Consider the following 25,912-nt stretch of genomic DNA (forward strand, 5'->3'; position numbering starts at 1 on the left):
GGTTCGAGGCCCGACCCTAGTGACCATCTTGTGATCAGTTCAAATCCTCGCAGGAAAAATCTCGTCACACACGGCACTTCTTTACCCACACCCCACGGCGCGTAGCGGCGACTTGACGGTCCGTTCCCTGATCTCGGGCGAACTCTCCGCAAGGAGCGCTAAACCCGCGAAAGCCGCTTCAGGAGCAAGGCGGACGCAACGGGCCTCGCCCCCGCCTTCGCCACTCCGTCGGCCACCTCGCGGTCGGTGGAGACCACCACCACGGGCCGGCCCGGGGGCTCCGCGCGCGCCAGTTGGCGGATCAGCTCGTCGGCGGTGACCCCCGGCTTGCTGAACAGCACCCGCACCCCGCGCGGCGGCGCGAGGAGCACCGGAGCGGCCAGCTCCGCCCCGTCGAACACACACGTCATCTCCGCGCCCGTGCGCGCCGCGAGGACCGAGAGCCCGCCGAGCAGCCGCAGCCGCTGCTTCTCCAACGGCATCTGCGGATAACCCGTCTTGGTGACGTTGTAGCCGTCCACGATCAGATGGGCCTGCGGCAGCGCCAGCAGCTGGTCGAGCAGCGCCGGGTCGGTCTCCGAAAGGGCCCTGGCCGCGATGTCCTTGGGCGACATCCGGCCCGGCTCCACCGCGTCCGCGCTGTCCGCCGGCCGCATCGTGGAAGGCGGCAGCGCCAGTTCGCGCCGCAGCCCGCCGGCCGCTTCGAGCACCGTGTCCAGCAGCAGCCGCAGCCGCATGTCCTCGACGGAGCGCCCCTCCCGGGCCGCCCTGCGACTCGCCTCGACGGACGCCTCAGCCTCCCCGAGCCGCGCCCTCAGCCGCCGGGTCTCGCTCTCGGCGGCGGACACCTGGGCGGCCGTCTCGGCGCGTACGGACTCGGTCTCGGCCCTGGCCTTGCGCAGCGCCGCCTCACCGCGCTTGACCTCGCTGAGCGCACTGCGCAGCTTGCGCTGGAGGGAGTCCGCCTCCTTGCGGGCGGCGTCCAGTTCGGCGCGGAGCCGTTCCGTCTCGCTCTTCGTGTGGGCCCTGGCCTCGGCCAGCTCCGCGCGCAGCCGCGCCACTTCGCGCCGGTTCTCCTCGCCGGCCCGCTCGGCGTCCGCGCGCTGGACCTCCTCGCCGGCCGCCGCGACCAGCTTGACCCAGCCGTCCGGGCGCAGCACGTACGCCGCCGCCGCCACGTCCACCGGGTCGGCGGCGGCGGGCGGCGCGCCGGACTCCAGGGCAGCCGCCAGCTCGGGCTGGGCCTCCCGGAACCGGTCACCGATGCGGCGGCGGAACCCGTCGTCGTTCGCCACCGCGGCCGCCATGGCGGTCCCGGCGAACTTGGCGCGCCGGGAGGCCGTGAAGCGGGCGTACTGCCTCAGCTGGGCGGGCAGTTCGGCGACCGTGAGGCCGCCGAACGCGTCGGAGACCAGTGCGACGACCCGGCGCCTTACCCCTTCGGGCAGCGGGCGGTCGAGCGCCTCCACGGCGTCGTCGGCCCCGTTGGCCGACGCGGCGCCGCCCTCGGGCTGCTCCACCATCCGTCACCCCATTGTGTTGTCTCCGCACGGCCCCGTCAGGAGTCGGCACCCGGCCTGTCGACGAGCTCGATCTGGTCCACCGCGTTGCACCAACGACAACGGACCGACTCGATGGTCTCACTGACCACCTCGCGTTCCTCGACGCTCGACTCACCGGCCAGGTCGAGGTGCACGTACTCCACGACCTTCGAGGACCGCGTCACGTCGAAGCGCGTGAGGTTCCCGCAGAGCGTGCAGCGCCAGCGGGTCGTGTCGGTCGGCTGGGGAACGGTCGTCATCGTGCGTCCTCTTTCGTCGAGCCGAGAGCTGCCGGACAAGGGTCTCGCGGTGCGCCGTCGAACTGCGGATGTCCACCCGTCACCCTACGGCCTCGGCGCATCTCCCCGGCACGGCGAGGCGGTCTGTCCCGTTCGCTCCGTTTGCGTCATGCTCTGTTCATGATCGATCGGCGGGCCGCCGCGGGCAGGCTCCTGCGCGCGGCCACTTCGGGCGGGCCACCGGTGACGTACGCCCTCATCGCCCTGTGCTGCGCGGTCTTCGTGATCAGCCCGCTCTCCGGCTTCGTTCCGGTGCGCGGCGGGGCCGACGCGCTGCTCGCCGCTCAGGCGGGCTACTTCGAGCGGTGGGGCGTGATCCCGAGCGAGCTGTGGGACGGCTCGGCGCACGCCCTGCTCACCCCCTTCACCGCGCTGTTCGTGCACGGCAGCTGGCTGCACCTGCTGGGCAACATGCTGTTCCTGTACGTGTTCGGCGCGATGGCCGAGGAACGCATGGGGCACACCGAGTTCGCGCTGTTCTACCTGGGCTGCGGCTATCTGGCGCTGCTCGCGTACGCCGCCGCGCACGCCACGTCCGACCAGACGCTCGTCGGCGCGTCGGGGGCGATCTCGGCGGTGCTGGGGGCGTTCCTCTACCTCTTCCCCCGGGCCCGGGTGACCAGCGTCTTCCCGTTCCTGCTGTTCCTGCCGCTGCGCTTCCCCGCGTGGGTGGTGCTGATCTTCTGGTTCGTGCTCCAGTGGCTGGCGGCCGAGGGCGCGGGAAGCGGCCCGGGCGTGGCGTACCTGGCCCACGTCGTCGGCTTCGCGACCGGCTTCCTCTACGCCTGGGGTCGCTACAGGCGCGACACCGGAGGCCCTAGAGTGAAGGCTCCAGCCACGGCCACCGAGGGAGAAACACAGCCGTGATCACCGCGATCGTGCTCATCAAAACCAGCGTGGACCGGATTCCCGAGATCGCCGAGGCCATCGCCGCGCTGGACAGCGTCAGCGAGGTCTTCTCGGTCACCGGCACCTACGACCTGATCGCCATGGTCCGGGTGGCCAAGCACGACGACCTGGCCGAGGTCATCCCCGGCCGGATCAGCAAGATCCAGGGCGTCGAGGCGACCGACACCCACGTCGCCTTCCGTACGTACTCGCAGCACGACCTGGAGGCCGCGTTCTCCATCGGCCTGGACGCGTAACGGCGTACGCCGAAGCCGGGTACGGACCCCGTACCCGGCGGACCCACCGGCGCGTCAGACCTGAGCGGCGCCCCGGTCCGGCACGCAACGGCCGTCCTCGGTGCGGTACTTCCAGCGGGCCCCGTCGCTCACCAGCTCCCGGACCGCGCGCAGGAAGCGCTCGACGTGCTCGTCCGGGGTCCCGGCGCCGAAGCTGACGCGGATCGCGTTCAGGGACCGTTCGCCGGGCCGGGCCTCCGGCGCACCGCACTCCCCTGCCTCGCCCGGGTCGCTGCCGAGCAGGGTGCGCACGAGCGGGTGGGCGCAGAAGAGGCCGTCGCGCACCCCGATGCCGTACTCGGCGGAGAGGGCGGCGGCGAAGTGGGAGCTGTTCCAGCCCTCCACCACGAACGAGATCACGCCGACCCTCGGCGCGTCGTCCCCGAACAGCGAGAGCACCTTCACCTCGGGGACCTCGGCCAGCCCCGCCAGGACCTCGCGGACGAGGTGCTGCTCGCGGGCGACCAGCCGGTCGAATCCGGCCTCGGTGAGCGCCTTGCAGGCGGAGGCGATGGAGTAGACGCCGATGACGTTGGGCGAGCCGGCCTCGTGGCGGGCGGCCGTGGTGTGCCACTCGACGTCCACGCCGCCGTCCGCCCGCCGGGCCACCGTGCGGGAGGCGCCGCCGCCCGCCAGGTACGGCTCGGCCTCGCACAGCCAGTCCGCCCGGCCGGCCAGCACGCCCGAGCCGAAGGGCGCGTACAGCTTGTGCCCGGAGAAGGCGACCCAGTCCACGTCGAGCTCGGCGATGTCCACGGGGTGGTGCGGGGCGAGCTGGGCGGCGTCCAGGACGATCCGCGCACCGTGGGCGTGCGCGGCGGCGGCCAGCTCCCGTACCGGCCACAGCTCGCCGGTCACGTTGGAGGCGCCGGTGACGCAGACCAGCGCGGGGCCGTGGGGCTCACGGTCCGCGAGGGCCCGCTCCAGTGTGGCGACGGCCTGGGCGGGGGTGCGCGGGGCGTTCAGGTAGGTGACGCGGGCGTCGCGCCAGGGCAGCAGCGAGGCGTGGTGCTCGGTCTCGAAGACGAAGACCTGGCAGTCGGCGGGCAGCGCGGCGGCCAGCAGGTTCAGCGAGTCCGTGGTGGACCGGGTGAAGACCACCTGGTCCTCGGGGCGGCAGCCCAGGAACTCCGCCACCGTGGCCCGGCTCGACTCGAAGAGGTCCGTGGAGAGCTGCGAGAGGTATCCGGCACCCCGGTGCACGCTGCCGTAGTACGGGGCGTACGCGGCCACGTCGTCCCAGACCCGCTTCAGCGCCGGGGCGCTCGCCGCGTAGTCCAGCGCGGCGTAGCCGACCTCACCACCGGTGACCAGCGGGACGAGGACATCCTCGCCCAGAACCGGCAGCGGGGCACAAAGCGACTGGTCGGCGGCAGCGGTGAAGACAGACATGGCGAACTCCCGTAACAGGCAGGCGAATTCCGCGCGCCGACGCAGACGTGGCGGCACGGAGAGGAAGAGAAGAAGGGTGTGCGGAGAAGGGCCTCGGGCCCTAACGCATTCGCTTGCTCACAAGAGGCTCCCTGAGGACCAAGGACCCCACGGGTGGACGTCTCGCGACGTCGAGGGGTCCGCGCTTGCCGCAGACCTCGCTGCCTGCGGCCTGGTCTTCACCCGGGGCACCCCGCCACGGACGGAGGGTTGCCGGACAGCGGGCCGGGGCCGTAGTCGCTGTCACTCATGACCTGCGCAGCATCTTGCCATACGTACGGGAACGCGCAAGGCGCAGTCCGCGATCCGGACTGCGCCCTGCCGCACACCGACGCGCTCAGGCGTTGCTGGCGACGACCCATCTCTCCAGCGCCCGCCCGGCCGCACCCGAGTCGATCGCCTCGGCGGCCTTCTCCATACCCGCCCGGATCTGCTCGGTGAGCGACCCCTCGCCCGGGTCCAGCGCCACCAGCGCCGCCGCCGAGTTGAGCAGCACGGCGTCCCGCACCGGACCGGTCTCCCCGGCCAGCAGCCGGCGCGCCACGTCCGCGTTGTACGAGGCGTCCGCGCCGCGCAGCGCCTCCACCGGGACCAGCTCGACGCCCACGTCGCGCGGGTCGAAGGTCTCCTCGCGGACCACGCCGTCCCGGGCCACCCAGACCCGCGAGGTCGCGGTGGTGGTCAGCTCGTCCAGCCCGTCGTCGCCGCGGAAGACCAGGGCGGAGTTGCCCCGCTCGGCAAGGACGCCCGCGACGATGGGGGCCATGCGCAGGTCGGCCACCCCGATCGCCTGGGAGCGCACCCGGGCCGGATTGGTGAGCGGGCCCAGGATGTTGAACGTGGTCGGCGCGCCGAGCTCCGCGCGCGCCTTGGCCGCGTGGCGCAGGGCGGGGTGGAACTTCACCGCGAAGCAGAAGGTGATGCCCGCCTCCTCGGCCACCTCCACGACGCGCTGCGGGGACAGCTCCAGGTTCACGCCGAGCTTGCCCAGCACGTCGGAGGAGCCGCTGGCCGACGAGGCGGAGCGGCTGCCGTGCTTGACGACCTTGGCGCCCGTCCCCGCGATCACGATGGCGGACATGGTCGAGATGTTGACGGTCTTGGCCATGTCGCCGCCGGTGCCGACGATGTCGACGGTGCGGCCGGGGACCTCGATGGTCGTGGCGTGCTCGTACATCGCGCGGACCAGGCCGGTGACCTCGGTGACCGTCTCGCCCTTCGCGCGCAGGGCGACCGCGAATCCGGCGATCTGCGCGTCGGTCGCCTCGCCGCTCATGACGCGGTCCATGGCCCACGCGGTGGCGTCGGCGCTCAGGTCCTCGCCGCGCAGCAGGGGGGTCAGCACGCTGGGCCAGGAGAAGGCCGCCACGCTGTCGCCGCCGTCCGGGGTCACAACGTTCATGGTCCGCTCCTGGGGTCCACAGCCGATAAGGGATCGGCTCCACCCTATCGAGCCCCGGAGACGGCAAAGAGCCCCGTCCAGCGGATGGACGGGGCTCTCGCCGTGGCGATCAGAACGGGTGATCAGTGGTGGCCGTGGCCGCTGGTGATCTCCTTGTACTCCTCGGCGGTGGGCTTGGCGATCTGGTTGTTCTCGCCGTACAGGCTCTTGCTGAGCCGCGCCCGAACCTTGGTGACCGCGGAGACCTTGCGCTCCACGCCGTTCTCGTCGACCGTCGGGCCGATCTCGAGCGGCTTGTACTGCTCGTGCGCGGTGAGCTTGTACCGGGCCTCCGGCGACAGCGGCTCGTGGACCTCGACGAACTCACCGTGCGGCAGGCGCTTGATGAGCCCGGACTCGCGGCCGTGCAGCACCTTCTCCTTGTCGCGGCGCTGAAGGCCGAGGCAGATCCGCCGGGTCACGATGAACGAGATGACCGGGCCGACGAAGAAGGCGATACGGACGAACCAGCTGATCGAGTTGAGCGAGAGGCTGAAGTGCGTCGCCCAGATGTCGTTGCCGCCACCGATCAGCATGACGAAGTAGATCGTCACCCAGGCGACACCGAGGGCCGTCCGGGTCGGCGCGTTGCGCGGCTTGTCCAGGATGTGGTGCTCGCGCTTGTCGCCGGTGATCCAGGACTCGATGAACGGCCACAGGGCCAGCGCACCGAGCACCACACCGAACAGGACGAGCGGGATGAAGACACCCAGGACCAGCGTGTGGCCCCAGAGGTTGATCTCCCAGCCCGGCATCACACGGACGAAGCCCTCGGCGAAGCCCATGTACCAGTCCGGCTGGGCGCCCGTGGACACCTGGTCGGGGCGGTACGGGCCGATGGCCCAGATCGGGTTGATCGAGGCGATCGCCGCGATGATCGCGATGAAGCCGAAGACCAGGAAGAAGAACCCGCCGGCCTTCGCCATGTACACCGGCAGCAGGGGCATGCCGACGACGTTCTTGTTGGTGCGTCCGGGACCCGCGAACTGGGTGTGCTTGTGGTAGAAGACCAGGATGAGGTGGCCGACCACGAGCCCGAGCATGATGCCCGGCAGCAGCAGGATGTGGATCGAGTAGAACCTCGCGATGATGTCGCCGCCGGGGAACTCCCCGCCGAACAGGAACATCGAGATGTACGTACCCACGATCGGCGTCGACAGGATCGCGCCCTGGGTGAAGCGGACACCGGTACCGGAGAGCAGGTCGTCCGGCAGCGAGTAACCGGTGAAACCGGTGAACATGCCGAGGACGAACAGCAGGAAGCCGAACAGCCAGTTGATCTCGCGCGGCTTGCGGTACGCGCCGGTGAAGAACACGCGCATCATGTGCACGAACATGCCGGCCAGGAAGATGACCGCGGCCCAGTGGTGGATCTGCCGGACCAGCAGACCACCGCGGACGTCGAAGCTGATGTCCAGCGTCGAGGCGTAAGCCTCCGACATCCGGATGCCCTGCATGGGCTCGTACGGGCCGTGGTAGACGACCTCGTTCATGCTCGGGTGGAAGAACAGCGTCAGGTACACACCCGTGAGGATGATGATGATGAAGCTGTAGAGGCAGATCTCACCGAGCATGAAGGACCAGTGGTCCGGGAAGATCTTGCGCATGTTGGCCTTGGCGAGGGAGTAGATCCCCAGCCGTCCGTCGGCCCAGTCGGCCACCCGCTCACCGGCGGGCGCCTTGCGGTTGCCCGGCGCCGCTGCGCCGGGTGTGTTCGTCGCAGTACTCATCCGCGCTCCCAGAATGCAGGACCGACGGGCTCTTCGAAGTCACCGAGCGCCTGGAGGTTGCCCTCGCTGTTCACGCCGATCCGCAGCTGCGGAAGGGCGTGGCCGGCCGGACCGAAGATGACGCGGGCGCCGTCGGAGAGGTCGAAGGTGGACTGGTGGCACGGGCAGAGCACGTGGTGCGTCTGCTGCTCGTACAGGCTGATCGGGCAGCCGACGTGCGTGCAGATCTTCGAGAAGGCCACGATGCCCTCGTGCGCCCACTCGCGCTCGCGCTTGTCCTTGATGTCGTCCGGCTCGATGCGGATGATCATCAGGGCGGCCTTGGCGATCTGCGTCTGGAAGTCCTCGTCGTGCTCCTCCAGGCCCTCGGGCATGGCGAAGGTCAGCGAACCGACGACCACGTCCTCGGGACGCAGCGGCTCCATCGTGTTCATGTTGACGAGCTGCTTGCCCTCGGCCCACAGGGTCTTGCGGAGCTTCTTCTCCGGCAGCGGACCGAGGTCGCGCAGCAGCACCACACCGGAGAGCGGCACCAGGGCCAGCGCGCCGAACATGGTGTTGCGGATCAGCTTGCGCCGGCCGAGCGCGGACTCCCGGGCGCCGTCCGCGAAGTCGGACAGCACCTTCGCCTTGACCTCGGGCGTCGCCTCGATGGCGTGCCGGTCGTCGGCGACCTCGACGTCGGACATCAGGGTGCGCGCCCAGTGGACGGCACCCGCGCCGATCAGGAAGAGCGCCAGCCCCAGGGTCAGACCCAGGGAGAAGTTGAGCGCGCTGACATGACCGAACGGGAAGATGAAGACGATCTTGTCGACCGGGAAGATGACGTACGAGGCGATGAAGCCCACCGTCGCCAGCATGGACAACAGGAACATGGTCGCGACGGTGCGCTCGGAGCGCTTCGCGGCCCGCTCGTCGATGTCCTGGATGCGCGGCTTGTGGGCCGGCAGCCCCGGGTCGGCGAACGGGTCGTCGTGCGCCTGGTCCACCGCGCCGTGCGCGGCACCCTGCTCTTCGGGCAGGTTCTCTTCTGGAATCTCTTGGCTACTCATGACTTCTTGGCCTTAGCGGTGTGGGCCGCGACCCAAATGGCAACTGCGATCAGACCGCCCAGACCGAAGATCCAGCCGAACAGGCCCTCGCTGACCGGACCCAGACCACCGAGGCTGAGGCCGCCGGGGGACTCCGCTTCGGAGCCGTTCACGGTCTTGACGTAGGCGATGATGTCCCGCTTCTGCTTCTCGGGCATGGTCGAGTCCGGGAAGGACGGCATGCTCTGCGGGCCGGTCAGCATGGCCTCGTAGATGTGCTTCGGGCTCACGCCGTCCAGGTCGGGCGCGTACTTGCCGTGCGTCAGTGCGCCACCCTTGCCGGTGAAGTTGTGGCACTGCGCGCAGTTGGTACGGAACAGGTCGCCGCCCTTGGCGATGTCGGCGCCCTCGGGGCTGACCTGGCTCTTGGTCGGGACGACCGGACCGGCGCCGAGCGACGCGACGTAGGCCGCGAGCTGGTCGATCTCGGCCTGGCTGTAGATGACCTTCTTCTTCGGTACCTGGGCGCCCGGCTGCTGCGCGGGCATGCGGCCCGTACCGACCTGGAAGTCCACGGCGGCGGAGCCCACGCCGACAAGCTGCGGCCCGTCGGAGGTGCCCTGACCGCCGGTTCCGTGGCAGCTGGCGCAACCGACGGAGTACAGCTTCTTGCCCTCGTCGATGGCGAGGGACTGGGCGGTGTCGTCGGCCTGCGCCTTACTCGCGGGCGCGAACGCGGCGTACAGCCCCCCGGTGGCCGCCAGCGCGAGGAGTAGTACGACGACCGCCGCCAACGGATGGCGTCGTCGTGCGGAGAGCTTTTTCACGGATTACCCCGGTGTCAGGATCTTCTGCGTCGATGCTGGATGTGGTTCGGGCTCGGGCCCGGTTACTTGATCATGTAGATCGTGGCGAAGAGGCCGATCCACACGACATCGACGAAGTGCCAGTAATAGGACACGACGATGGCGGCGGTCGCCTGTTCATGGGTGAACCTCTTGGCCGCGTATGTCCTGCCCAGAACGAGCAGGAAGGCGATGAGACCGCCCGTCACATGCAGACCGTGGAAGCCGGTCGTCAGGTAGAACACCGAGCCGTACGGGTCGGAGGACAGCGAGAGGCCGTCCTTCTTCACCAGCTCGGTGTACTCGAAGACCTGGCCTCCGATGAAGATCGAACCCATCACGAAAGTGATCACGAACCAGGCACGGAGCTTCTTCACATCGCCCCGCTCCGCGGCGAAGACGCCGAGCTGGCAGGTGAGTGAGGAGAGCACCAGGATCGTGGTGTTCGTCGCCGAGAACGGGAAGTTCAGGGCGGACGCCATTTCCTTCCAGTGTTCCGGTCCGGTCACCGATCGCAGGGTGAAGTACATCGCGAAGAGGGCCGCGAAGAACATCAGCTCGGAGCTCAACCAGATGATGGTTCCGACGCTGGTGAGGTTCGGTCGATTGACCGACGGGTGCGCGTGCCCGGTTTCTACTGTCGTTGCTGTCGCCACGACCGACATTATGTCGGTCGCTTATCCCGCCCTCACTCCGGGGGGTGCCGTTCGGTGTGTCAGAGGGGTGTGTCCTGCCCGAACGGCCCATGGAAGGGCTGTGCGAACCGGTGCTGACACGCTGTCGGGCGGAGTACGATCCGCGCATCGGACGGCTCTCGTTCCCCGGGGGCCCCGAGTGCCCCGAAGACACGGATGTCACGGAGGAACCATGCAGCCGACCGCCACGGTCCTGGTCTACAGCGACAACGCGCACACCCGTGAGCAGGTGAGGCTGGCAGCAGGGCGCAGGCCCGCGGCGGACGTGCCACCGGTGGAGTTCCTGGAGTGCGCCACCCTGCCCGCCGTTCTGGACGCCCTGGAGCACGGGGGCGTCGACGTCTGCGTGCTGGACGGCGAGACCGCTCCGGCGGGCGGCATGGGCGTCTGCCGGCAGATCAAGGACGAGGTCTTCCGCTGCCCGCCGGTCCTGGTCCTCATCGGGCGCCCGCAGGACGCCTGGCTGGCCACCTGGAGCCGTGCGGACGCCGCGGTGACGCTGCCGGTGGAGCCGGTGGAGTTCGCGGACTCCCTGGCCGCCCTGCTGCGGACACGGCTGTCCGTGGGAGCCTGAGCCCCCACGGACCGGCCGCACGGTCAGACCTGGGGGCGCAGCCGCGCCGCCTTGACCGTGTCGACCCGCGGTGCGGTGGTGTCGTTGTTGAGGGCGCTGCCCTTCTGCCACTTGGCCCAGGAGAGGTTCCAGTCGCCGTAGCCGTTGTCGAAGGGCGTCATCGTCTCGCCGTCGCTGCCGACGACGCTGACGATGTCGCCCTCGCGCACGGTGTTGAAGAACCACTCGGCCTCGCTGGTGCTCATGCCGGTGCAGCCGTGGCTGACGTTGGCGTACCCCTGCGAGCCGGTGGACCACGGCGCGGCGTGCACGTATTCGCCGCTCCATGTCACCCGGGTGGCCCAGTAGACGTCGAGGTCGTACGAGTCGGAGGACCCGGCGGCGATCCCGATGGATTCCCCGCGCATACGTACGTACTGCTCCTTTCCGAGCACCACCTTGACGCCGTTGCGCGTGTCGAACCCGGGTTTGCCCGTGGTGACTGGGATGGTGTTGATCACCTCGCCGTTGCGGAGCACCGTCATGGAGTGCTCCGAGGCGTCCGTGATGGCCTCGATGCGGTCCCCCGTGGTGATCTTCAACGCCTTGGCGGGGGCCCCGTAGAGCGAGTTGGTGACCTTTATGCCGGTCAGGTTGGAGCTGACTTCGATGCTGGCCTTGGCCGGCCAGTACTCCTTGGGCCGGTAGTGGAGCGTCTTGTCGTCCACCCAGTACCAGGAGCCGGTGACCGAGGGCGTGGAGCGGACCCGCAGGCCGCGCTCGACGGTGGCGCGTGAGGCGTTGTCCGTGACGGGGGCGCTGAGCGTGGCCACGAGGGGCTGGCCGACGCCGTAGGTGCCCGCCTGGGGGCCGAAGGTGACCTTGAGGAACTTGGTGGCCTTGGCGGTGTCGAAGGACATCGTGCGGGTGCCGGGGGCCCCGTCGCCGTCCTCCATGCGGACCTTGACGGTGTAACGGGTCCCAGCGGCCAGCGGGGCGGTGGAGTGCCACCGGTGTCCGTCGGCGTCGAGTTCGCCCGCCAGGTGCCGTCCTGCGGCGTCCACGGCCGATACGTCGGTGATCCGGCCGTCGTCGGCGTCGACCCGGACCTCCAGCGGTTTGTCGGGGTCGACCTTCTTGCCGCCGTCGGGCGTGTTGAAGGACACCTCGTCGGCCGCGTCGAACGGCTGGGACGACAGGGGGTGATCGTCGGAACTCCCGCAGGCTGCCGCCCCGGCGACCAAGGTCGCGGCCAGCAGAGTGCAGCTCACTACGGGACGGAAGCGCGGCGTCTGGTTCATGGAATCACGCTAAGAACATTCGTCCGTTTCAGCGCGCGGGACGACTGCAAACGGGGGGCCGGCCACTTCGTGTCGAAGTGTCGGCCCCCCGTCAGGTGGAGCGGTGTGCTACCGGCGGACCGGTCTCACTGGGTGCGGTTCTCACCGCGGTAGTACTCGAATACCCAGCCGAAGAGGCCGACCAGGAGCAGCGGCGCCGAGAAGAACAGCAGCCACCAGCCGAAGACGACGCCCATGAAGGCGAAGGCACCGCCGATCGCCAGCGAGAGCGGCTGCCAGCTGTGCGGGGAGAAGAACCCCACCTCGCCGGCCTCGTCCGCGACGTCGGCCTCCTTGTTGTCCTGCGCCATCGCGTCGACCCGCCGGGCCGTAAAGGCCAGGTAGAAGCCGATCATGACGCTCAGGCCGAACGCCAGGAGCAGCGCGGTGGTGCCGACGGGCTCCTTCGACCACACGCCGTACGTGATGGCCATGATGAGGATGAACAGCGCCAGACCGAGGAACATCTTGCCCTGGATCTTCACTTGCCCGCCTCCTTGCCGCCCGCGAGGGCCTTGTCACCCTCGGAGGCGTGGTCCAGCTGCTCCAGCGCGGTGATCTCCGGGTGGTGCAGGTCGAACGCCGGGGATTCGGAGCGGATACGGGGCAGCGTGAGGAAGTTGTGCCGCGGCGGCGGGCAGGAAGTCGCCCACTCCAGCGAACGGCCGTAGCCCCACGGGTCGTCCACCTCGATCTTCTTGCCGTACTTGGCGGTCTTCCAGACGTTGTAGAAGAACGGCAGGATCGACAGGCCGAGCAGGAACGACGAGATGGTCGAGATGGTGTTCAGCGCGGTGAAGCCGTCCGCGGCGAGGTAGTCCGCGTAACGCCGCGGCATGCCCTCCGCGCCCAGCCAGTGCTGCACCAGGAACGTGCCGTGGAAGCCCACGAACAGCGTCCAGAAGGTGATCTTGCCGAGCCGCTCGTCCAGCATCTTGCCGGTGAACTTCGGCCACCAGAAGTGGAATCCGGAGAACATCGCGAACACCACGGTGCCGAAGACGACGTAGTGGAAGTGCGCGACCACGAAGTACGAGTCGGAGACGTGGAAGTCCATCGGCGGCGAGGCCAGGATGACGCCGGTCAGACCACCGAAGGTGAAGGTGATCAGGAAGCCGATCGCCCAGAGCATCGGCGTCTCGAAGGACAGCGAGCCCTTCCACATCGTGCCGATCCAGTTGAAGAACTTCACCCCGGTGGGCACCGCGATGAGGAACGTCATGAAGGAGAAGAACGGCAGCAGCACACCGCCGGTGACGTACATGTGGTGCGCCCACACGGTCACCGAGAGGCCGGCGATGGAGATCGTCGCGGCCACCAGGCCGATGTAACCGAACATCGGCTTGCGGCTGAAGACCGGGATCACTTCGGAAATGATCCCGAAGAATGGCAGGGCGATGATGTACACCTCTGGATGGCCGAAGAACCAGAAGAGGTGTTGCCACAGCAAGGCGCCGCCGTTGGCCGCGTCGAACACATGGGCACCGAACTTGCGGTCCGCCTCCAGGGCGAACAGCGCGGCCGCCAGGACCGGGAAGGCCAGCAGGACCAGCACACCGGTCAGCAGGACGTTCCAGACGAAGATCGGCATGCGGAACATCGTCATGCCGGGCGCGCGCATGCAGATGATCGTGGTGATGAAGTTGACCGAACCGAGGATCGTGCCGAAGCCGGAGAAGGCCAGACCCATGATCCACATGTCGGCGCCGACACCCGGCGAACGGACGGCGTCCGAGAGCGGGGAGTAGGCGAACCACCCGAAGTCGGCGGCACCCTGCGGGGTGAGGAAGCCGGCCACCGCGAGGATCGAGCCGAAGAGGTACAGCCAGTACGCGAACATGTTCAGCCGCGGGAACGCCACGTCGGGCGCGCCGATCTGCAGCGGCATGATCCAGTTCGCGAAGCCGGCGAACAGGGGCGTCGCGAACATCAGCAGCATGATCGTGCCGTGCATCGTGAACGCCTGGTTGAACTGCTCGTTCGACATGATCTGCGTGCCCGGCCGGGCCAGCTCGGCGCGCATGAAGAGCGCCATCAGGCCGCCGATGCAGAAGAAGGCGAACGATGTGACCAGGTACATCGTGCCGATCGTCTTGTGGTCAGTGGTGGTCAGCCACTTGACGACGACGTTTCCCGGCTGCTTGCGCCGGACCGGCAGCTCGTCCTCGTACGAGTCGTCTGCTGCCGCGGCACCCTGAGGTTCGTTGAGGATGCTCACAGTTTGTTCGTCTCCGCATTCCTGGCCGGGTCAGTCTGCTCGATGCCGGCCGGCACGTAGCCCGTCTGGCCCTTCTTCGCCAGCTCCTTGAGGTGCGCCTGATACTGCTCCGGGGAGACCACCTTGACGTTGAAGAGCATGCGCGAGTGGTCGACGCCGCAGAGCTCGGCGCACTTGCCGAGGAAGGTGCCCTCCTCGGTGGGGGTCACCTCGAAGGCGTTGGTGTGGCCCGGAATGACGTCCTGCTTCATGAGGAACGGCACCACCCAGAAGGAGTGGATGACGTCACGGGAAGTCAGGATGAAACGGACCTTCTCCCCCTTGGGCAGCCACAGGGTGGGACCCGGGTTACCGGTGTCCACGTCCTTGTCGCCCGGGATGCCGACGTCGTAGACGCCGTCCGCACCCTTGGGGAAGTCCTTGCGGAACCTGTTCGGGATGGCGTCGAGCTCCTTGGGGACCTCGTTGCCCGTGGCGGCGGAGCCGTCCACGTTCTCGATGTAGTTGAAGCCCCAGCTCCACTGGTAGCCGACCACGTTGATGGTGTGGGCGGGCTTCGGGGAGAGCGTGAGGAGCTTCGTCTCGTCCCGGGCGGTGAAGTAGAACAGCACCGAGACGATGATCAGGGGGACCACGGTGTACAGCGCCTCGATGGGCATGTTGTACCGGGTCTGCGGAGGTACCTCCACCTTGGTGCGGCTGCGCCGGTGGAAGATGACGCTCCACAGGATCAGGCCCCAGACCAGGACGCCCGTGGCGAGCGCTGCCGCCCACGAGCCCTGCCAGAGGGAAAGGATCCGTGGGGCCTCTTCCGTTACCGGCTTGGGCATACCAAGGCGGGGGAAGTCCTTGTACGTGCAACCGGTGGCGGTCGCCAGGATCAGGCCCGCAGTCAGCACCTGCGGCAGCTTCCGCCGCATCGGGCGCCGCGACGAGCGGTCGGAGCCGTTGGGACTCACGTAGCGCCTTCCCGAGAGTCTCGCCCGCACGGTCGGCGCGGCCGTCTCGCTGGTCGGTCGCCGACCCTGTACGGGCAGGGGTTTGGATGTTTATGCGGACCAAACCCTACTGGACGCTATTTGGGGTCGCGCGGGGAGGGTGCCCAACGCGCCGCCCGACTCCCCGAAGGGGTGGAATTCGCGCCTCCGGCCGCCATCTGACGCCCCCTCCACCTGGAGGAGCGGGCGGTGGGGGGCGGCGGGCGCGCTCCGGGCTAGCGTGACCGGGTGCCTTACTTCGACGCGGCGTCCGCCGCCCCCCTGCACCCCGTCGCCCGCCAGGCGCTGCTTGCCGCACTGGACGAGGGCTGGGCCGATCCGGCCCGGCTGTACCGCGAGGGACGCCGTGCCCGGCTGCTCCTCGACGCGGCCCGGGAGGCGGCGGCCGAGGCCGTCGGGTGCCGTCCCGACGAGCTCGTCTTCACCTCCTCGGGCACCCGGGCGGTGCATTCCGGAATTTCCGGCGCGCTCGCCGGGCGTCGGCGTGTCGGACGCCGTCTGGTGGTGTCGGCGGTCGAACACTCCTCGGTCCTCCACGCGGCGGCGGACCACGAGGACCGGGGCGGCACGGTCGCCCGGGTCCCGGTGGAGCGGACCGGCGCGGTGGACGCGGAGACGTTCGGGCGGGCGCTCACCGATGACACCGCGCTGGCCTGCCTCCAGTCCGCCAGCCACGAGGTGGGCACCGAGCAGCCGGTGGCCGAGGCGGCCGCGCTCTGCCGGGCGGCCGGAGTGCCGCTCCTCGTGGACGCGGCGCAGTCGCTGGCCTGGGGCCCGGTGCCGGAGGGCTGGTCGCTGCTGGCGGGCAGCGCGCACAAGTGGGGCGGGCCTGCCGGGGTCGGGCTGCTCGCGGTGCGCAAGGGGGTCCGGTTCGCGGTCCAGGGGCCCGCGGACGAGCGGGAGTCGGGGCGGGCGCCGGGGTTCGAGAACCTGCCGGCGATCGTCGCGGCGGCGGCGTCCCTGCGCGCGGTGCGGGCGGAGGCGGAGGCGGAGGGGGCCCGGCTGCGGGCGCTGGTGGACCGGATCCGGGCCCGGGTGCCCGCCCTGGTGCCCGATGTGGAGGTGGTCGGCGATCCGGTGCGGCGGCTGCCGCATCTGGTGACCTTCTCCTGTCTCTATGTCGACGGGGAGACCTTGCTCGGGGAGCTGGACCGGGCCGGTTTCTCCGTGTCGTCCGGTTCGTCCTGCACGAGCAGCACGCTGACGCCGAGCCATGTGCTCAAGGCGATGGGCGTGCTGTCGGAGGGGAACGTCCGCGTGTCGCTGCCCAGGGGCACCGCGGAGGAGGACGTCGACCGCTTCCTGGAGCTGCTGCCGGGCCTGGTCGCCGGGGTCCGCGAGAAGCTGGACGCGCCGGTGGCCCCGGCCTCCTCCCCCGCCCCGGACGACTCGCTGGTGGTCGACGCGCTGGGCAAGCGGTGCCCGGTCCCGGTGATCGAGCTCGCAAAGGTGATCGGAGGGGTGCCGGTGGGCGCCACGGTGACGGTGCTCTCCGACGACGAGGCGGCCCGGCTGGACATCCCGGCCTGGTGCGCGATGCGCGAGCAGGAGTACGTGGGCGAGGAGCCGGCGGACCGGGGCGCGGCCTATGTGGTCCGCCGGCTCTCCTGACGGGGTGCTCAGGCGAGGTGCGCGTGGACCTCGGCGGCGGCCTCGTGGCCGTACGCCTTGGTGAAGCGGTCCATGAAGTGGGTGCGGTGCAGGGTGTACTCCTGGGTGCCCACGGTCTCGATGACGAGGGTGGCGAGCATGCAGCCGACCTGCGCGGCGCGCTCCAGGCCGACGCCCCAGGCGAGGCCGGACAGGAATCCGGCCCGGAAGGCGTCGCCGACGCCGGTCGGGTCGGCCTTGACGTTCTCCTCGGGGCAGCCGACCTCGATCGGCTCCTCGCCGGCCCGCTCGATGCGCACGCCCTGGGCGCCGAGCGTGGTGACCCGGTGGCCGACCTTGCCGAGGATCTCCTCGTCGGTCCAGCCGGTCTTGGACTCGATGAGCCCCTTCTCATACTCGTTGGAGAAGAGGTACGTGGCGCCGTCGAGGAGGATGCGGATCTCGTCGCCGTCCATGCGGGCGATCTGCTGCGAGAAGTCGGCGGCGAACGGGATGCCGCGCGTCCGGCACTCCTCCGTGTGGCGGAGCATGCCCTCCGGGTCGTCGGCGCCGATGGAGACCAGGTCGAGGCCGCCCACGCGGTCGGCGACGGCCTTGAGCTCGATGAGGCGGGCCTCGCTCATGGCACCGGTGTAGAAGGAGCCGATCTGGTTGTGGTCGGCGTCCGTGGTGCAGACGAAGCGGGCGGTGTGCAGGACCTCGGAGATCCGCACACCGCTGGTGTCGACGCCGTGCCGTTCGAGCCAGGCGCGGTACTCGTCGAAGTCGGAGCCGGCCGCTCCGACCAGGATCGGCTTCGTGCCGAGCAGGCCCATGCCGAAGCAGATGTTCGCGGCGACGCCTCCCCTGCGTACGTCCAGGTTGTCGACCAGGAAGGAGAGCGAGACCGTGTGCAGCTGGTCGGCGACCAGCTGGTCGGCGAAGCGGCCGGGGAAGGTCATGAGGTGGTCGGTGGCGATGGAGCCGGTGACTGCGATACGCACGGGGAGACGTCTCCTGCGGAGGTCGAAGGGGAACGGATGTCCGCGTCCCAGGGGTGACGTGACAGTTCACGCTACCCGCTCCCGCTCGGCCCGAAGCGGAAAAACTACCCGATAGTAGGGCTTTCTTCGCGGGCTCCGTGGTGCCTACGGTGCCGTATGCCGAATCACATCGCCCCGCGCGACTCCGAGACCGGTCTGGCCGAGCTGCGCGGAGACTGCGCCCGGATGGCCCCGCACTGGGTGGCCCCCGCGAGGATCGCACCTGCCCGCGTCGCGCCCGCCCTGATCAACGGCGTCACCGTGCCGCCCGCCTCCGCCCGGCTGCTCGACGCGATGGAGGAGAGGCCCTAGGGAGACTCCGGGAACCAGCTGGCTCGTTGATCCGTCCCAGCTCTGTCCGCCCCACGCGGCGGGCCGTGCGCCGGCCGGGCGTACGACGGCGAAGCAGGCGAAGGAGCGATCCGGTGAGCACCGAGCGACCCGACAACGACGTGACCACCACCCGGCGGCGTTCCCCGCTGGTCGCGGCCTCGGTGGCGGCCGCCGTCCTGCTGGCCGGTGGCGGCGGAGCGTACTGGGCCGCGACCGCGGCGGACGGCGGCGACGACGGGACGCGGAGCACGGCGGCCGACGGCGGCTCCACTCCCCCGCCCCTGGCCCTGGACGACGCCGGAACGCCGACCGCCCCCTCCCGCGAGGGCATCGCCCCCGGCGAGCCCGATCCGCACGGCGGGCGGCTGGTCTACCGCGCGTCCGGCAAGCTGCCGGACGGGCCGGAGAAGGCCGCCGTCCAGCGCGCCGGGGGCACGGTCACGGCCGCCGAGGTCACCCGGCTGGCGAAGGCGCTCGGCCTCTCGGGCACCCCGCAGTCCGAGGCCACCTCCTGGAAGGTCGGGTCCGACGGGGACGGCTCGGGTCCGGTGCTGCGGGTGAACAAGCAGGCGCCGGGGAGCTGGACCTTCACCCGGTACGGCTCCGGCGGGACGGACAACTGCAAGAAGGGGGCCGTGTGCTCGGTGGCCCCGGGCGGCTCCGGGCAGCCGGTGGACGAGAAGACCGCGAAGGCCGCCGCCGCGCCGGTCCTGAAGGCGGCGGGCCAGGGCGGCGCGTCGCTGGACGCCGGTCAGGTCATGGGCTCGGCCCGGGTGGTCAACGCGGATCCGGTGGTGGACGGGCTGCCCACGTACGGCTGGGCGACCGGCATCCAGGTCGGACCGGACGGACAGGTGGCCGGGGGCGCCGGAAAGCTGAAGGCCCTGGAGAAGGGCGACGCCTATCCGGTGATCGGCGCGGCCGAGGCGCTGGAGCGGCTCAACGCGGCGCAGCCACCGGCCGGGGAGATCGGCGGGTGCGCCTCGCCGGCCCCGCTGTCGGACGGGGTCGGCTGCGGGGCGAAGACCGGCGCGGAGCGGCCCTCGACGACGGTGACGGTGGAGAAGGCGGTCTTCGGCCTGGCGGTGCACACGACGGGCGGCGAGCAGCTGCTCGTACCGTCCTGGATCTTCTCGGTGAAGCCGGCCGGGGGCGTCGGTGACACAGTCACGCAGGTGGCGGTGGACCCGCAGTATCTGAAGCCGGAGCCGGTGCCGGGCGAGTCCACGGGCGGCGGCGGTACGACGAAGGACCGGGCGGTCCAGTCGTACAGCGCGGACGGGCGGACGCTCGCGGTGACGTTCTGGGGCGGGGTGTGCAGCACCTACACCGCCGCGGCGCGTGAGGACGAAAACACGGTCCGGGTGACCGTGACGGAGAAGAAGGACCCGGGCAAGGTCTGCGTGATGATCGCGAAGGAGCTGACCCGCACGGTCACGCTGGAACGGCCGCTGGACGGCCGGAAGGTCGTGGACGAGGCGTCGGGCTCCGTGGTGCCGCGCGCCTGAGCCGCCCGGTAGGACATACGCCGACGGCGGCCCCGGGACCGAGGTCCCGGGGCCGCCGTCGTGAGGCCGTGGCGCGGCTCAGCTGAAGGAGTCGCCGCAGGCGCAGGAACCCGTGGCGTTCGGGTTGTCGATGGTGAAGCCCTGCTTCTCGATGGTGTCGACGAAGTCGACCGAGGCACCGCCCAGGTACGGGGCGCTCATGCGGTCGGTGACGACCTTCACGCCGTCGAAGTCCTTGACGACGTCGCCGTCGAGGGAGCGCTCGTCGAAGAAGAGCTGGTAGCGCAGGCCCGAGCAGCCGCCGGGCTGGACGGCGACGCGAAGCGCCAGGTCGTCACGGCCTTCCTGCTCCAGCAGGGCCTTGACCTTGGCTGCGGCGGCGTCGGACAGGAGGATGCCGTCGCTCACGGTGGTGGTCTCGTCCGATACGGACATCTGCTTCTCTCCCGGGTTGTACGGAGACTGCTTGCCGACGTTGCAACCGTCGGGGCCGCGGATTCATTCCGGGCCGAGCGCTTGCCTGTTCCCTTCATGCTCGCACACCCGTCCTGTGGGCGGATGCGTCACATTGACGCTTTCGGCATCGTCAAAGTGACGTGAAGCGGCTATGATAGATAGCGTCAATTAGACGAAAAGGCTTTCTCCACAGAGAAGTCCGCAGAAGAAAGGGTGCGTGACGTGACCACGGCCCACCCCGTCCAGGATCTCGATGTCCAGCCGACGCCGCTCGCCCTGCTCCTGCTGGGCCGCGACGCCGACCCCAGGAGCGAGCGCGGTGTCGAGTGCCCCGGCGACCTGCCCTCCCCGTCCGACCCGGACCTGGTGGCCCGCGCCCGCGCGGCCAAGGAGAAGCTGGGCGACAAGGTCTTCGTCCTGGGTCACCACTACCAGCGCGACGAGGTCATCCAGTTCGCGGACGTGACCGGTGACTCCTTCAAGCTCGCCCGGGACGCCGCGGCCCGCCCGGAGGCGGAGTACATCGTCTTCTGCGGTGTGCACTTCATGGCCGAGTCGGCGGACATCCTGACCACCGACGACCAGAAGGTCGTGCTGCCGGACCTGGCGGCGGGCTGCTCGATGGCCGACATGGCCACCGCCGAGCAGGTCGCCGAGTGCTGGGACGTGCTGACCGAGGCCGGTGTCGCCGAGCAGGTCGTGCCCGTCTCGTACATGAACTCGTCCGCCGACATCAAGGCGTTCACCGGCAGGCACGGCGGCACGATCTGCACCTCGTCCAACGCGAAGCGCGCCCTGGAGTGGGCCTTCGAGCAGGGGGAGCCCTCGGCAGCCAAGGTGCTCTTCCTGCCCGACCAGCACCTGGGCCGCAACACCGCCGTGCGGGACATGGGCATGTCCCTGGAGGACTGCGTCCTCTACAACCCGCACAAGCCGAACGGCGGCCTGACCGCCGAGGAGCTGCGGAACGCGAAGATGATCCTGTGGCGCGGCCACTGCTCGGTGCACGGCCGCTTCTCGGTCGACTCGGTCAACGACGTCCGCGAGCGCATACCGGGCGTCAACGTGCTGGTGCACCCCGAGTGCAAGCACGAGGTCGTGGCCGCGGCGGACTACGTCGGCTCGACGGAGTACATCATCAAGGCCCTGGAAGCGGCCCCGGCCGGATCGAAGTGGGCGATCGGCACCGAGCTGAACCTCGTCCGCCGCCTGGCGAACCGTTTCGCCCCCGAGGGCAAGGAGATCGTCTTCCTCGACAAGACGGTCTGCTTCTGCTCCACGATGAACCGCATCGACCTGCCGCACCTGGTCTGGACGCTGGAATCCCTCGCCGAGGGCAAGCAGGTCAACCGGATCGTGGTGGACCCGGAGACGGAGAAGTACGCGAAGCTGGCGCTGGAGCGGATGCTGGCGCTGCCGTAACGGCCGCCCCCGCCCGGACGGCCGCCGCGCCCGGGACACCGGCGCGGCGGCCTCGGAGGCGGGCCGCCTCCGCCGCCAGTGGTTCAAGCCCCGCCGGTACCGGCCCCCGGGCCCGCCGTGCACGCCCTGGCTTCCCCGGCCTCCGCAGGCGTGAAGGCGGGAGCCAATCGGTATCCCCGGCTCTCCGCGATCCGCAGGGCGTCCTGCAACGACTCCGCGAGCCGGACCCCGGTGAACCTCAACTCGCGCGTGCCCACGGCCGTTTCGGCCAGGAGCGCCCGCGCCTCGCGCAACACGTACTGGGCCGAGTCGAGCAGGTCCGTCTCCACCTCGTCGGCCAGCCGCGACATCCGGCCGCCGGGGTCGTCGCTGCTCAGGTAGCACGGCGTCCCGCTCTCGCCGACCCAGGGGAGCAACCGCATCGGGCCCCCCTGCGCATCGAACATCATCTCGTCTCCGCCTCCGTTCGGGGAGCACTCTGGCTCCCGGCCGCACCCGCTGGTTACGGTGTGTGCCGCAATCGTCGCGCTGTGGCGGGACCTCCCAACAGGGCCGCCGCGTCCCGACGTTCAACCCGGGACACACGGAAGGCCCGCTCCATGACGTTCAGGCCCCAGCCGCTTTCCCCCTTCACCTCCGCACGCCACTACTTCGGCTCGGAGCTGCGCCGCCATCGCGAGCGCGCGAACCTCTCCCTCGTGCAGTTGGCGGACATCGTCAACTCCAGCAAGAGCACGCTCGCCCGGATCGAGACGGCGGAACTCATGCCCCCGCCGGACATGCCCAGCTGTCTGGACGTCGCCTTCGGGACGGACCGGCACTTCACGGGGCTCTACGGGCTCGCCAAGCAGGAGATCCACCCCGACAAGTACAGGCGGTACATGAACTTCGAGGCCCAGGCAGTACTCATAGAGCAGTACGGTGCACAGGCTCTGCCAGGGCTACTCCAGACCGAGGCGTACGCGCGCGAATTCCTGCGCTGCCAACGCGACTTGACCACCGAGCAGGTGGAGGAACGTGTAGCCGCACGGATGTCGCGGCAGGAGAGGCTGAAGTCGGCCTCGGCCCCCTTCCGATGGGCGATCATCGACGAGGCCGCGTTACGGCGGCGGATGGGCTCCCCTGCCGCGATGCGCGAGCAACTGGCCTCCTTGCTCGCACAGGCCGATACGCCGAAGAGCAGTATCCAGGTCATGCCGTTCAGCGCGGGCCTTCACTACCTCATGGGCAGCGCACTGACGCTGATCACCCTCGCCGACGGCACGAAAGTGGCGTACGAGGAAGGCATCGAGGCAGGGCACCTCTACGAGGACGGTGAGAAGGTGGCACAGTGGCAGCGGCACTACGAGGTCCAGCGCGCCAACGCCCTCTCGCTCCGCGAGTCGGCGCAGATGATCCGGACCATCATGGAGGACTACGAACCGTGCGACACATCCCCGAGCTGAGTTCCGCCCGCTGGCGCCGTAGCAGCTACAGCAACGCCAACGGGGGCGAATGCGTCGAGATTTGCGACGACTTCCCCGGCCTCGTCCCCGTCCGCGACAGCAAGAACCCGCAGGGCCCCGCGCTCGTCGTCAAGGCCGCCGCGTGGAGCGGGTTCGTCTCGTCTCTGAAGTAGAGGATTTCGGACCATGACTCACTCCCCCGAGCTGAGTTCCGCCCACTGGCGCCGCAGCAGCTACAGCAATTCCAACGGGGGCGAATGCGTCGAGATCAGCGACGACTTCCCCGGCCTCGTCCCCGTCCGCGACAGCAAGAACCCAACCGGCCCCGCGCTCGTCGTCAAGGCCGCCGCCTGGAGCGGGTTCGTCTCGTCCCTCAAGTAGGGCCCTGGAAAAGCACATCGGCGGCCTGTCCCACACGCGCGTGCGGGACAGGCCGTCTCCTTATCACCCGAGCACCGGAAAGAGCCACGTTTGTCCGGACCGGCCCCGAGGCGCCCCATCCGTGCCTACGCTGCTGTCCTCTTCGGCGGCATGAGTCACGGAAAGGCGGGCGCCGGGATGGCGTATGAGGTGGGAACGGTCGATGGCGGGGAGCGCGAGCCCGTAGGAACGGCGCGGAGCGATCTCGCGGGAGCCGTGGCGCCCGCGCGGGAGGCCGTGGAGATCTGCCGGGAGCTCGCCGCGCGCGACCCGGCCGCCGCGCACCGGCAGGAACTGGCCACGGCACTCCACGATCTGGCCGACCGGCTCTCGGCCACCGGGGACCACGAGGGCGCGCTCGCCCACGCACGCGAGGCCGCGCGTACGTTCGCCGCACTCTCCCAGGAGGACCCGGAGCTCTTCCGCCCGGATCTCGCCCGGTCCCTGACGTCCATGGCCGACAAGACCGCCGCCACCGGGGACCGCACCACGGCGGTGCTCTTCGCGCGCCAGGCCATCCAGCTCCAGCGCGAAGTCGTCAAGAGCACGCCCTCGGCCGGCCTCCCCGGGCTGGCCGCGATGCTCAGCGGCCTGGCGACGCATCTGACCGCCGACGGTGAGCCCGCGGAGGCCCTGACGCACGCCGAGGAGGCCGCCGGGCTCTACGAACGCCTCGTCGCCGAGGACCGGGAGGCGTTCCTCCCGGAGTACGCGACGGTCCTCCGCACCGTCGGCAACCACCGCGCACACCTGGGCGATCTGTCGGGGGCGGTCTCGGCGGGCCTGAAGACGGTCGCCTGCCGCCGGGAACTCGCCGTGCTGCAACCCGCCGTCCACCGCCCGGAGCTGGCCACCGCGTTCGCCGACCTCGCCGCCCACCTGAACCGGGTCGGGGAGCCGGACGAAGGGCTGTCGGTCGCGAGGGAGGCCGTCGCGCTCCTGCGTGAACTCGTCCCGGAAGCGCCCGGCCTGCGCCCCACCCTCGCGGGAGCCCTCGGCGCCCTGGCCCAGAATCTCGCCGACACCGGCAGCCCGGCAGAGGCTCTGCCGGCCGCCCGGGAAGGGGTGGACCTCTGGCGCCTCCTCGCGGAGGAGCAGAGCGGCGCCCACCTCCCCGAGCTGGCGCTCGCCCTGCGGAACCTCGCCAAGCTGCGCGGGATGAACGAGGACCACCAAGGCGCCGTGGACACGGCACGGGAGGCGGTCGCCGCGTACCGCGCCGTGACCGTGGAGAACCCGCGCGCCTTCGCGGACGACCTGGCGCACACGGTCGGGGACCTGGCCCGCGCGCTCGCCCGTACCGGTGACCACGCCTCGGCGGCCGAGGCGTACACGAGCACCGCGGCCGAGTTCGCCGGGACCCATCCCGTGACCACCCGGCGCCTCGGCGTCGAGCGGAGCATCTTCCTGCTGGACTGCCCCGACCCGCTGCCCTCGGAGGGCGTACGCGCACTCGTGTCGTTCCTCGGGCGGGACGCCGGTCTCGAACCGGAGGACGGCCCGGACCTGGTCACCGTACGGGCCCGGCGGGCACTGCGCGCCCACGGCGACCGGGAGGCGGTGCGTGCGGCCTGGGAGGCGGAGACGCACGGCCCCGCGCCCGACTGGCTCTCGCTGTCCGCCGCGACGCTGGAGGCGGTGGGCACCTGGATGTTCGCGCCCGACTGGACCGCGTCGCGCGATCTCTGGTCCCGGTACGCCGACACGCTCGGCAGCGAGGAGGCCGCGGCGGCGCTCGAAGAACTGGCGCTCCTCGACCCGGCCACCGCCCAGCAGCACGCCGCGCTCCGCGAGTTCGTCCTCGACCACGGCGTGACCTCCGCCTACGATCCGCTGATCCTCTCGGGGCAGCTCACCGAGTGGGTGGGCTGCGCGTCCTGGGCCGAGTCGCGGGCCTACCTGGAGGACCACCCGCGCCTGCTCCAGGTCCGGCCGTCCCCGGACACCCCGCTGTCGCACGTCGCCGTCCTGGACGTCTCCCGTACGGAGGGGATGGACGCCGCCTATGCGCTGGTGGAGGACCGGGACGCGCTCCAGGCCTACGTGGAGCGGTCGTTGGAGGCCGGTGACGGCACGTCCCTGATGCACGCGGCCGCCATCGAGGGGCAGGTCTTCGAGGACCGGCTGTCCTCCTTCACGCACGCCCAGGTGAGCATGGTCCTCTCGGGGGCCGTCCAGGGCATCGAGCCGGAGGAGCTGGCCGAGCTGATCCCGCGTGCGCCGGAGGAGATCCGGGCCCGGCTGGTGCGGGAGATCGCGGACCTCAGCGTCCGGTACGCCGAGCCGTACGGGGAGCTGTGGCTCCGCATGATCAAGGCGCTCGGCGGGGCGGCCTGACGGTCATCCGCACCACGCGAAGGGGCCCGGTCCGCACGAGCGTGCGGGCCGG

General features: G+C 70.2%; 26 protein-coding genes and 1 riboswitch. Of the genes, 11 read left to right on the top strand and 15 right to left on the bottom strand.

Annotation, left to right across the window (positions count from 1 at the left end; translation table 11 throughout):
- Positions 1-158 precede the first annotated feature (158 nt).
- Both AB0L33_RS25880 and AB0L33_RS25885 read right to left on the bottom strand, forming a co-directional pair.
- Complete coding sequence (locus AB0L33_RS25880) at positions 159-1,520, bottom strand: NYN domain-containing protein (RefSeq protein WP_365685310.1); 1,362 nt, start codon at positions 1,518-1,520, stop codon at positions 159-161.
- A gap of 38 nt (positions 1,521-1,558) precedes the next feature.
- Entirely contained in the window at positions 1,559-1,801 is a 243-nt protein-coding gene (locus tag AB0L33_RS25885; RefSeq protein WP_018104398.1) for a hypothetical protein, read from the bottom strand.
- A gap of 159 nt (positions 1,802-1,960) precedes the next feature.
- Here AB0L33_RS25885 and AB0L33_RS25890 point away from each other — a divergent pair, with 159 nt between their 5' ends.
- Positions 1,961-2,707: a rhomboid family intramembrane serine protease gene (locus AB0L33_RS25890; protein WP_365685227.1), complete on the top strand. Its 747-nt coding sequence runs from the start codon at positions 1,961-1,963 to the stop codon at positions 2,705-2,707.
- Entirely contained in the window at positions 2,704-2,985 is a 282-nt protein-coding gene (locus AB0L33_RS25895) for an Lrp/AsnC ligand binding domain-containing protein (protein WP_143622607.1), read from the top strand. Before AB0L33_RS25890 ends, AB0L33_RS25895 begins: the two co-directional genes overlap by 4 nt.
- Positions 2,986-3,039: 54 nt before the next feature.
- Here the strand turns inward: AB0L33_RS25895 and AB0L33_RS25900 are convergent, their stop codons facing one another.
- The 6 genes from AB0L33_RS25900 to AB0L33_RS25925 form a co-directional block, all read right to left on the bottom strand.
- Positions 3,040-4,416 carry an aminotransferase class V-fold PLP-dependent enzyme gene (locus AB0L33_RS25900; protein ID WP_365685229.1) on the bottom strand — a complete coding sequence of 459 codons (1,377 nt, stop codon included), beginning with the start codon at positions 4,414-4,416 and terminating at the stop codon, positions 3,040-3,042.
- Positions 4,417-4,592: 176 nt separating this feature from the next.
- A riboswitch (SAM riboswitch) is annotated at positions 4,593-4,710 on the bottom strand.
- Between the two features lie 82 nt (positions 4,711-4,792).
- Positions 4,793-5,857: an anthranilate phosphoribosyltransferase gene (gene trpD / locus AB0L33_RS25905; RefSeq protein ID WP_365685231.1), complete on the bottom strand. Its 1,065-nt coding sequence runs from the start codon at positions 5,855-5,857 to the stop codon at positions 4,793-4,795.
- Between the two features lie 122 nt (positions 5,858-5,979).
- A complete protein-coding gene (locus tag AB0L33_RS25910; RefSeq protein WP_365685233.1) occupies positions 5,980-7,626 on the bottom strand; it encodes a cytochrome bc complex cytochrome b subunit in 1,647 nt (548 codons plus the stop codon).
- Entirely contained in the window at positions 7,623-8,678 is a 1,056-nt protein-coding gene (locus AB0L33_RS25915) for a Rieske 2Fe-2S domain-containing protein (protein WP_365685234.1), read from the bottom strand. Before AB0L33_RS25915 ends, AB0L33_RS25910 begins: the two co-directional genes overlap by 4 nt.
- On the bottom strand, positions 8,675-9,484 hold the full coding sequence (locus AB0L33_RS25920; protein ID WP_365685236.1) for a c-type cytochrome: 810 nt from the start codon (positions 9,482-9,484) through the stop codon (positions 8,675-8,677). Before AB0L33_RS25920 ends, AB0L33_RS25915 begins: the two co-directional genes overlap by 4 nt.
- Before the next feature lie 62 nt (positions 9,485-9,546).
- Positions 9,547-10,167: a heme-copper oxidase subunit III gene (locus AB0L33_RS25925; protein WP_026171689.1), complete on the bottom strand. Its 621-nt coding sequence runs from the start codon at positions 10,165-10,167 to the stop codon at positions 9,547-9,549.
- A gap of 202 nt (positions 10,168-10,369) precedes the next feature.
- On the opposite strand from AB0L33_RS25925, the gene AB0L33_RS25930 reads away from it, so the two are divergent.
- Positions 10,370-10,771, top strand: a complete 402-nt coding sequence (locus AB0L33_RS25930; RefSeq protein ID WP_365685239.1) for a hypothetical protein — start codon at positions 10,370-10,372, stop codon at positions 10,769-10,771.
- Positions 10,772-10,794: 23 nt separating this feature from the next.
- On the opposite strand, the gene AB0L33_RS25935 is transcribed toward AB0L33_RS25930, so the two are convergent.
- The 4 genes from AB0L33_RS25935 to coxB all read right to left on the bottom strand — a co-directional run bounded on the left by AB0L33_RS25935 (position 10,795) and on the right by coxB (position 15,267).
- Positions 10,795-12,051: an Ig-like domain-containing protein gene (locus AB0L33_RS25935; protein ID WP_365685242.1), complete on the bottom strand. Its 1,257-nt coding sequence runs from the start codon at positions 12,049-12,051 to the stop codon at positions 10,795-10,797.
- Positions 12,052-12,176: 125 nt separating this feature from the next.
- The gene (locus tag AB0L33_RS25940) at positions 12,177-12,575 is read right to left on the bottom strand and encodes a cytochrome c oxidase subunit 4 (RefSeq protein WP_161211143.1); all 399 of its coding nucleotides are present in this window, start codon (positions 12,573-12,575) and stop codon (positions 12,177-12,179) included.
- Complete coding sequence (ctaD, locus tag AB0L33_RS25945) at positions 12,572-14,308, bottom strand: cytochrome c oxidase subunit I (protein ID WP_365685243.1); 1,737 nt, start codon at positions 14,306-14,308, stop codon at positions 12,572-12,574. Before ctaD ends, AB0L33_RS25940 begins: the two co-directional genes overlap by 4 nt.
- Complete coding sequence (coxB, locus tag AB0L33_RS25950; protein ID WP_365685245.1) at positions 14,305-15,267, bottom strand: cytochrome c oxidase subunit II; 963 nt, start codon at positions 15,265-15,267, stop codon at positions 14,305-14,307. The genes ctaD and coxB overlap by 4 nt, the downstream gene beginning before the upstream one ends.
- Before the next feature lie 267 nt (positions 15,268-15,534).
- Between coxB and AB0L33_RS25955 the strand changes: the two genes are divergently transcribed.
- Positions 15,535-16,917 carry an aminotransferase class V-fold PLP-dependent enzyme gene (locus tag AB0L33_RS25955; protein ID WP_365685247.1) on the top strand — a complete coding sequence of 461 codons (1,383 nt, stop codon included), beginning with the start codon at positions 15,535-15,537 and terminating at the stop codon, positions 16,915-16,917.
- Positions 16,918-16,925: 8 nt separating this feature from the next.
- On the opposite strand, the gene AB0L33_RS25960 is transcribed toward AB0L33_RS25955, so the two are convergent.
- Entirely contained in the window at positions 16,926-17,900 is a 975-nt protein-coding gene (locus AB0L33_RS25960; RefSeq protein WP_365685249.1) for a carbohydrate kinase family protein, read from the bottom strand.
- A 156-nt stretch (positions 17,901-18,056) separates the two neighbouring features.
- Between AB0L33_RS25960 and AB0L33_RS25965 the strand changes: the two genes are divergently transcribed.
- Both AB0L33_RS25965 and AB0L33_RS25970 read left to right on the top strand, forming a co-directional pair.
- Positions 18,057-18,251 (top strand): hypothetical protein, encoded by a 195-nt coding sequence (locus AB0L33_RS25965; RefSeq protein WP_365685250.1) that lies wholly within the window; start codon positions 18,057-18,059, stop codon positions 18,249-18,251.
- A 113-nt stretch (positions 18,252-18,364) separates the two neighbouring features.
- On the top strand, positions 18,365-19,780 hold the full coding sequence (locus AB0L33_RS25970; protein WP_365685252.1) for a hypothetical protein: 1,416 nt from the start codon (positions 18,365-18,367) through the stop codon (positions 19,778-19,780).
- 78 nt (positions 19,781-19,858) lie between these two features.
- Here the strand turns inward: AB0L33_RS25970 and AB0L33_RS25975 are convergent, their stop codons facing one another.
- Complete coding sequence (locus tag AB0L33_RS25975) at positions 19,859-20,215, bottom strand: iron-sulfur cluster assembly accessory protein (RefSeq protein ID WP_018103583.1); 357 nt, start codon at positions 20,213-20,215, stop codon at positions 19,859-19,861.
- Positions 20,216-20,449: 234 nt separating this feature from the next.
- On the opposite strand from AB0L33_RS25975, the gene nadA reads away from it, so the two are divergent.
- Positions 20,450-21,658, top strand: a complete 1,209-nt coding sequence (gene nadA, locus AB0L33_RS25980) for a quinolinate synthase NadA (protein ID WP_365685254.1) — start codon at positions 20,450-20,452, stop codon at positions 21,656-21,658.
- An 83-nt stretch (positions 21,659-21,741) separates the two neighbouring features.
- Here nadA and AB0L33_RS25985 read toward each other — a convergent pair whose 3' ends face one another.
- Positions 21,742-22,080 (bottom strand): hypothetical protein, encoded by a 339-nt coding sequence (locus tag AB0L33_RS25985; protein ID WP_365685255.1) that lies wholly within the window; start codon positions 22,078-22,080, stop codon positions 21,742-21,744.
- Positions 22,081-22,257: 177 nt separating this feature from the next.
- On the opposite strand from AB0L33_RS25985, the gene AB0L33_RS25990 reads away from it, so the two are divergent.
- The 4 genes from AB0L33_RS25990 (at position 22,258) to AB0L33_RS26005 (ending at position 25,860) form a co-directional block, all read left to right on the top strand.
- Entirely contained in the window at positions 22,258-23,103 is an 846-nt protein-coding gene (locus tag AB0L33_RS25990; protein WP_365685257.1) for a helix-turn-helix transcriptional regulator, read from the top strand.
- The gene (locus AB0L33_RS25995) at positions 23,082-23,276 is read left to right on the top strand and encodes a DUF397 domain-containing protein (RefSeq protein WP_365685259.1); all 195 of its coding nucleotides are present in this window, start codon (positions 23,082-23,084) and stop codon (positions 23,274-23,276) included. Before AB0L33_RS25990 ends, AB0L33_RS25995 begins: the two co-directional genes overlap by 22 nt.
- Before the next feature lie 13 nt (positions 23,277-23,289).
- Positions 23,290-23,484, top strand: coding sequence for a DUF397 domain-containing protein (locus AB0L33_RS26000; protein WP_365685261.1), 195 nt, complete (start codon positions 23,290-23,292; stop codon positions 23,482-23,484).
- A gap of 150 nt (positions 23,485-23,634) precedes the next feature.
- Positions 23,635-25,860, top strand: a complete 2,226-nt coding sequence (locus tag AB0L33_RS26005) for a tetratricopeptide repeat protein (protein WP_365685263.1) — start codon at positions 23,635-23,637, stop codon at positions 25,858-25,860.
- Positions 25,861-25,912 lie beyond the last annotated feature (52 nt).

The organism is Streptomyces sp. NPDC052299, assembly GCF_040679335.1.
In the GTDB taxonomy this organism is placed as follows: domain Bacteria; phylum Actinomycetota; class Actinomycetes; order Streptomycetales; family Streptomycetaceae; genus Streptomyces.

Excerpts from the sequence above, each read along its gene's own strand:
- AB0L33_RS25885 (WP_018104398.1), bottom strand. The coding sequence starts at position 1,801 with ATGACGACCGTTCCCCAGCCGACCGACACGACCCGCTGGCGCTGCACG.
- AB0L33_RS25890 (WP_365685227.1), top strand. The coding sequence starts at position 1,961 with ATGATCGATCGGCGGGCCGCCGCGGGCAGGCTCCTGCGCGCGGCCACT.
- AB0L33_RS25900 (WP_365685229.1), bottom strand. The coding sequence starts at position 4,416 with ATGTCTGTCTTCACCGCTGCCGCCGACCAGTCGCTTTGTGCCCCGCTG.
- trpD (WP_365685231.1), bottom strand. The coding sequence starts at position 5,857 with ATGAACGTTGTGACCCCGGACGGCGGCGACAGCGTGGCGGCCTTCTCC.
- AB0L33_RS25910 (WP_365685233.1), bottom strand. The coding sequence starts at position 7,626 with ATGAGTACTGCGACGAACACACCCGGCGCAGCGGCGCCGGGCAACCGC.
- AB0L33_RS25915 (WP_365685234.1), bottom strand. The coding sequence starts at position 8,678 with ATGAGTAGCCAAGAGATTCCAGAAGAGAACCTGCCCGAAGAGCAGGGT.
- AB0L33_RS25925 (WP_026171689.1), bottom strand. The coding sequence starts at position 10,167 with ATGTCGGTCGTGGCGACAGCAACGACAGTAGAAACCGGGCACGCGCAC.
- AB0L33_RS25930 (WP_365685239.1), top strand. The coding sequence starts at position 10,370 with ATGCAGCCGACCGCCACGGTCCTGGTCTACAGCGACAACGCGCACACC.
- AB0L33_RS25935 (WP_365685242.1), bottom strand. The coding sequence starts at position 12,051 with ATGAACCAGACGCCGCGCTTCCGTCCCGTAGTGAGCTGCACTCTGCTG.
- AB0L33_RS25965 (WP_365685250.1), top strand. The coding sequence starts at position 18,057 with ATGCCGAATCACATCGCCCCGCGCGACTCCGAGACCGGTCTGGCCGAG.
- AB0L33_RS25975 (WP_018103583.1), bottom strand. The coding sequence starts at position 20,215 with ATGTCCGTATCGGACGAGACCACCACCGTGAGCGACGGCATCCTCCTG.
- AB0L33_RS25985 (WP_365685255.1), bottom strand. The coding sequence starts at position 22,080 with ATGCGGTTGCTCCCCTGGGTCGGCGAGAGCGGGACGCCGTGCTACCTG.
- AB0L33_RS25990 (WP_365685257.1), top strand. The coding sequence starts at position 22,258 with ATGACGTTCAGGCCCCAGCCGCTTTCCCCCTTCACCTCCGCACGCCAC.
- AB0L33_RS26000 (WP_365685261.1), top strand. The coding sequence starts at position 23,290 with ATGACTCACTCCCCCGAGCTGAGTTCCGCCCACTGGCGCCGCAGCAGC.
- AB0L33_RS26005 (WP_365685263.1), top strand. The coding sequence starts at position 23,635 with ATGAGTCACGGAAAGGCGGGCGCCGGGATGGCGTATGAGGTGGGAACG.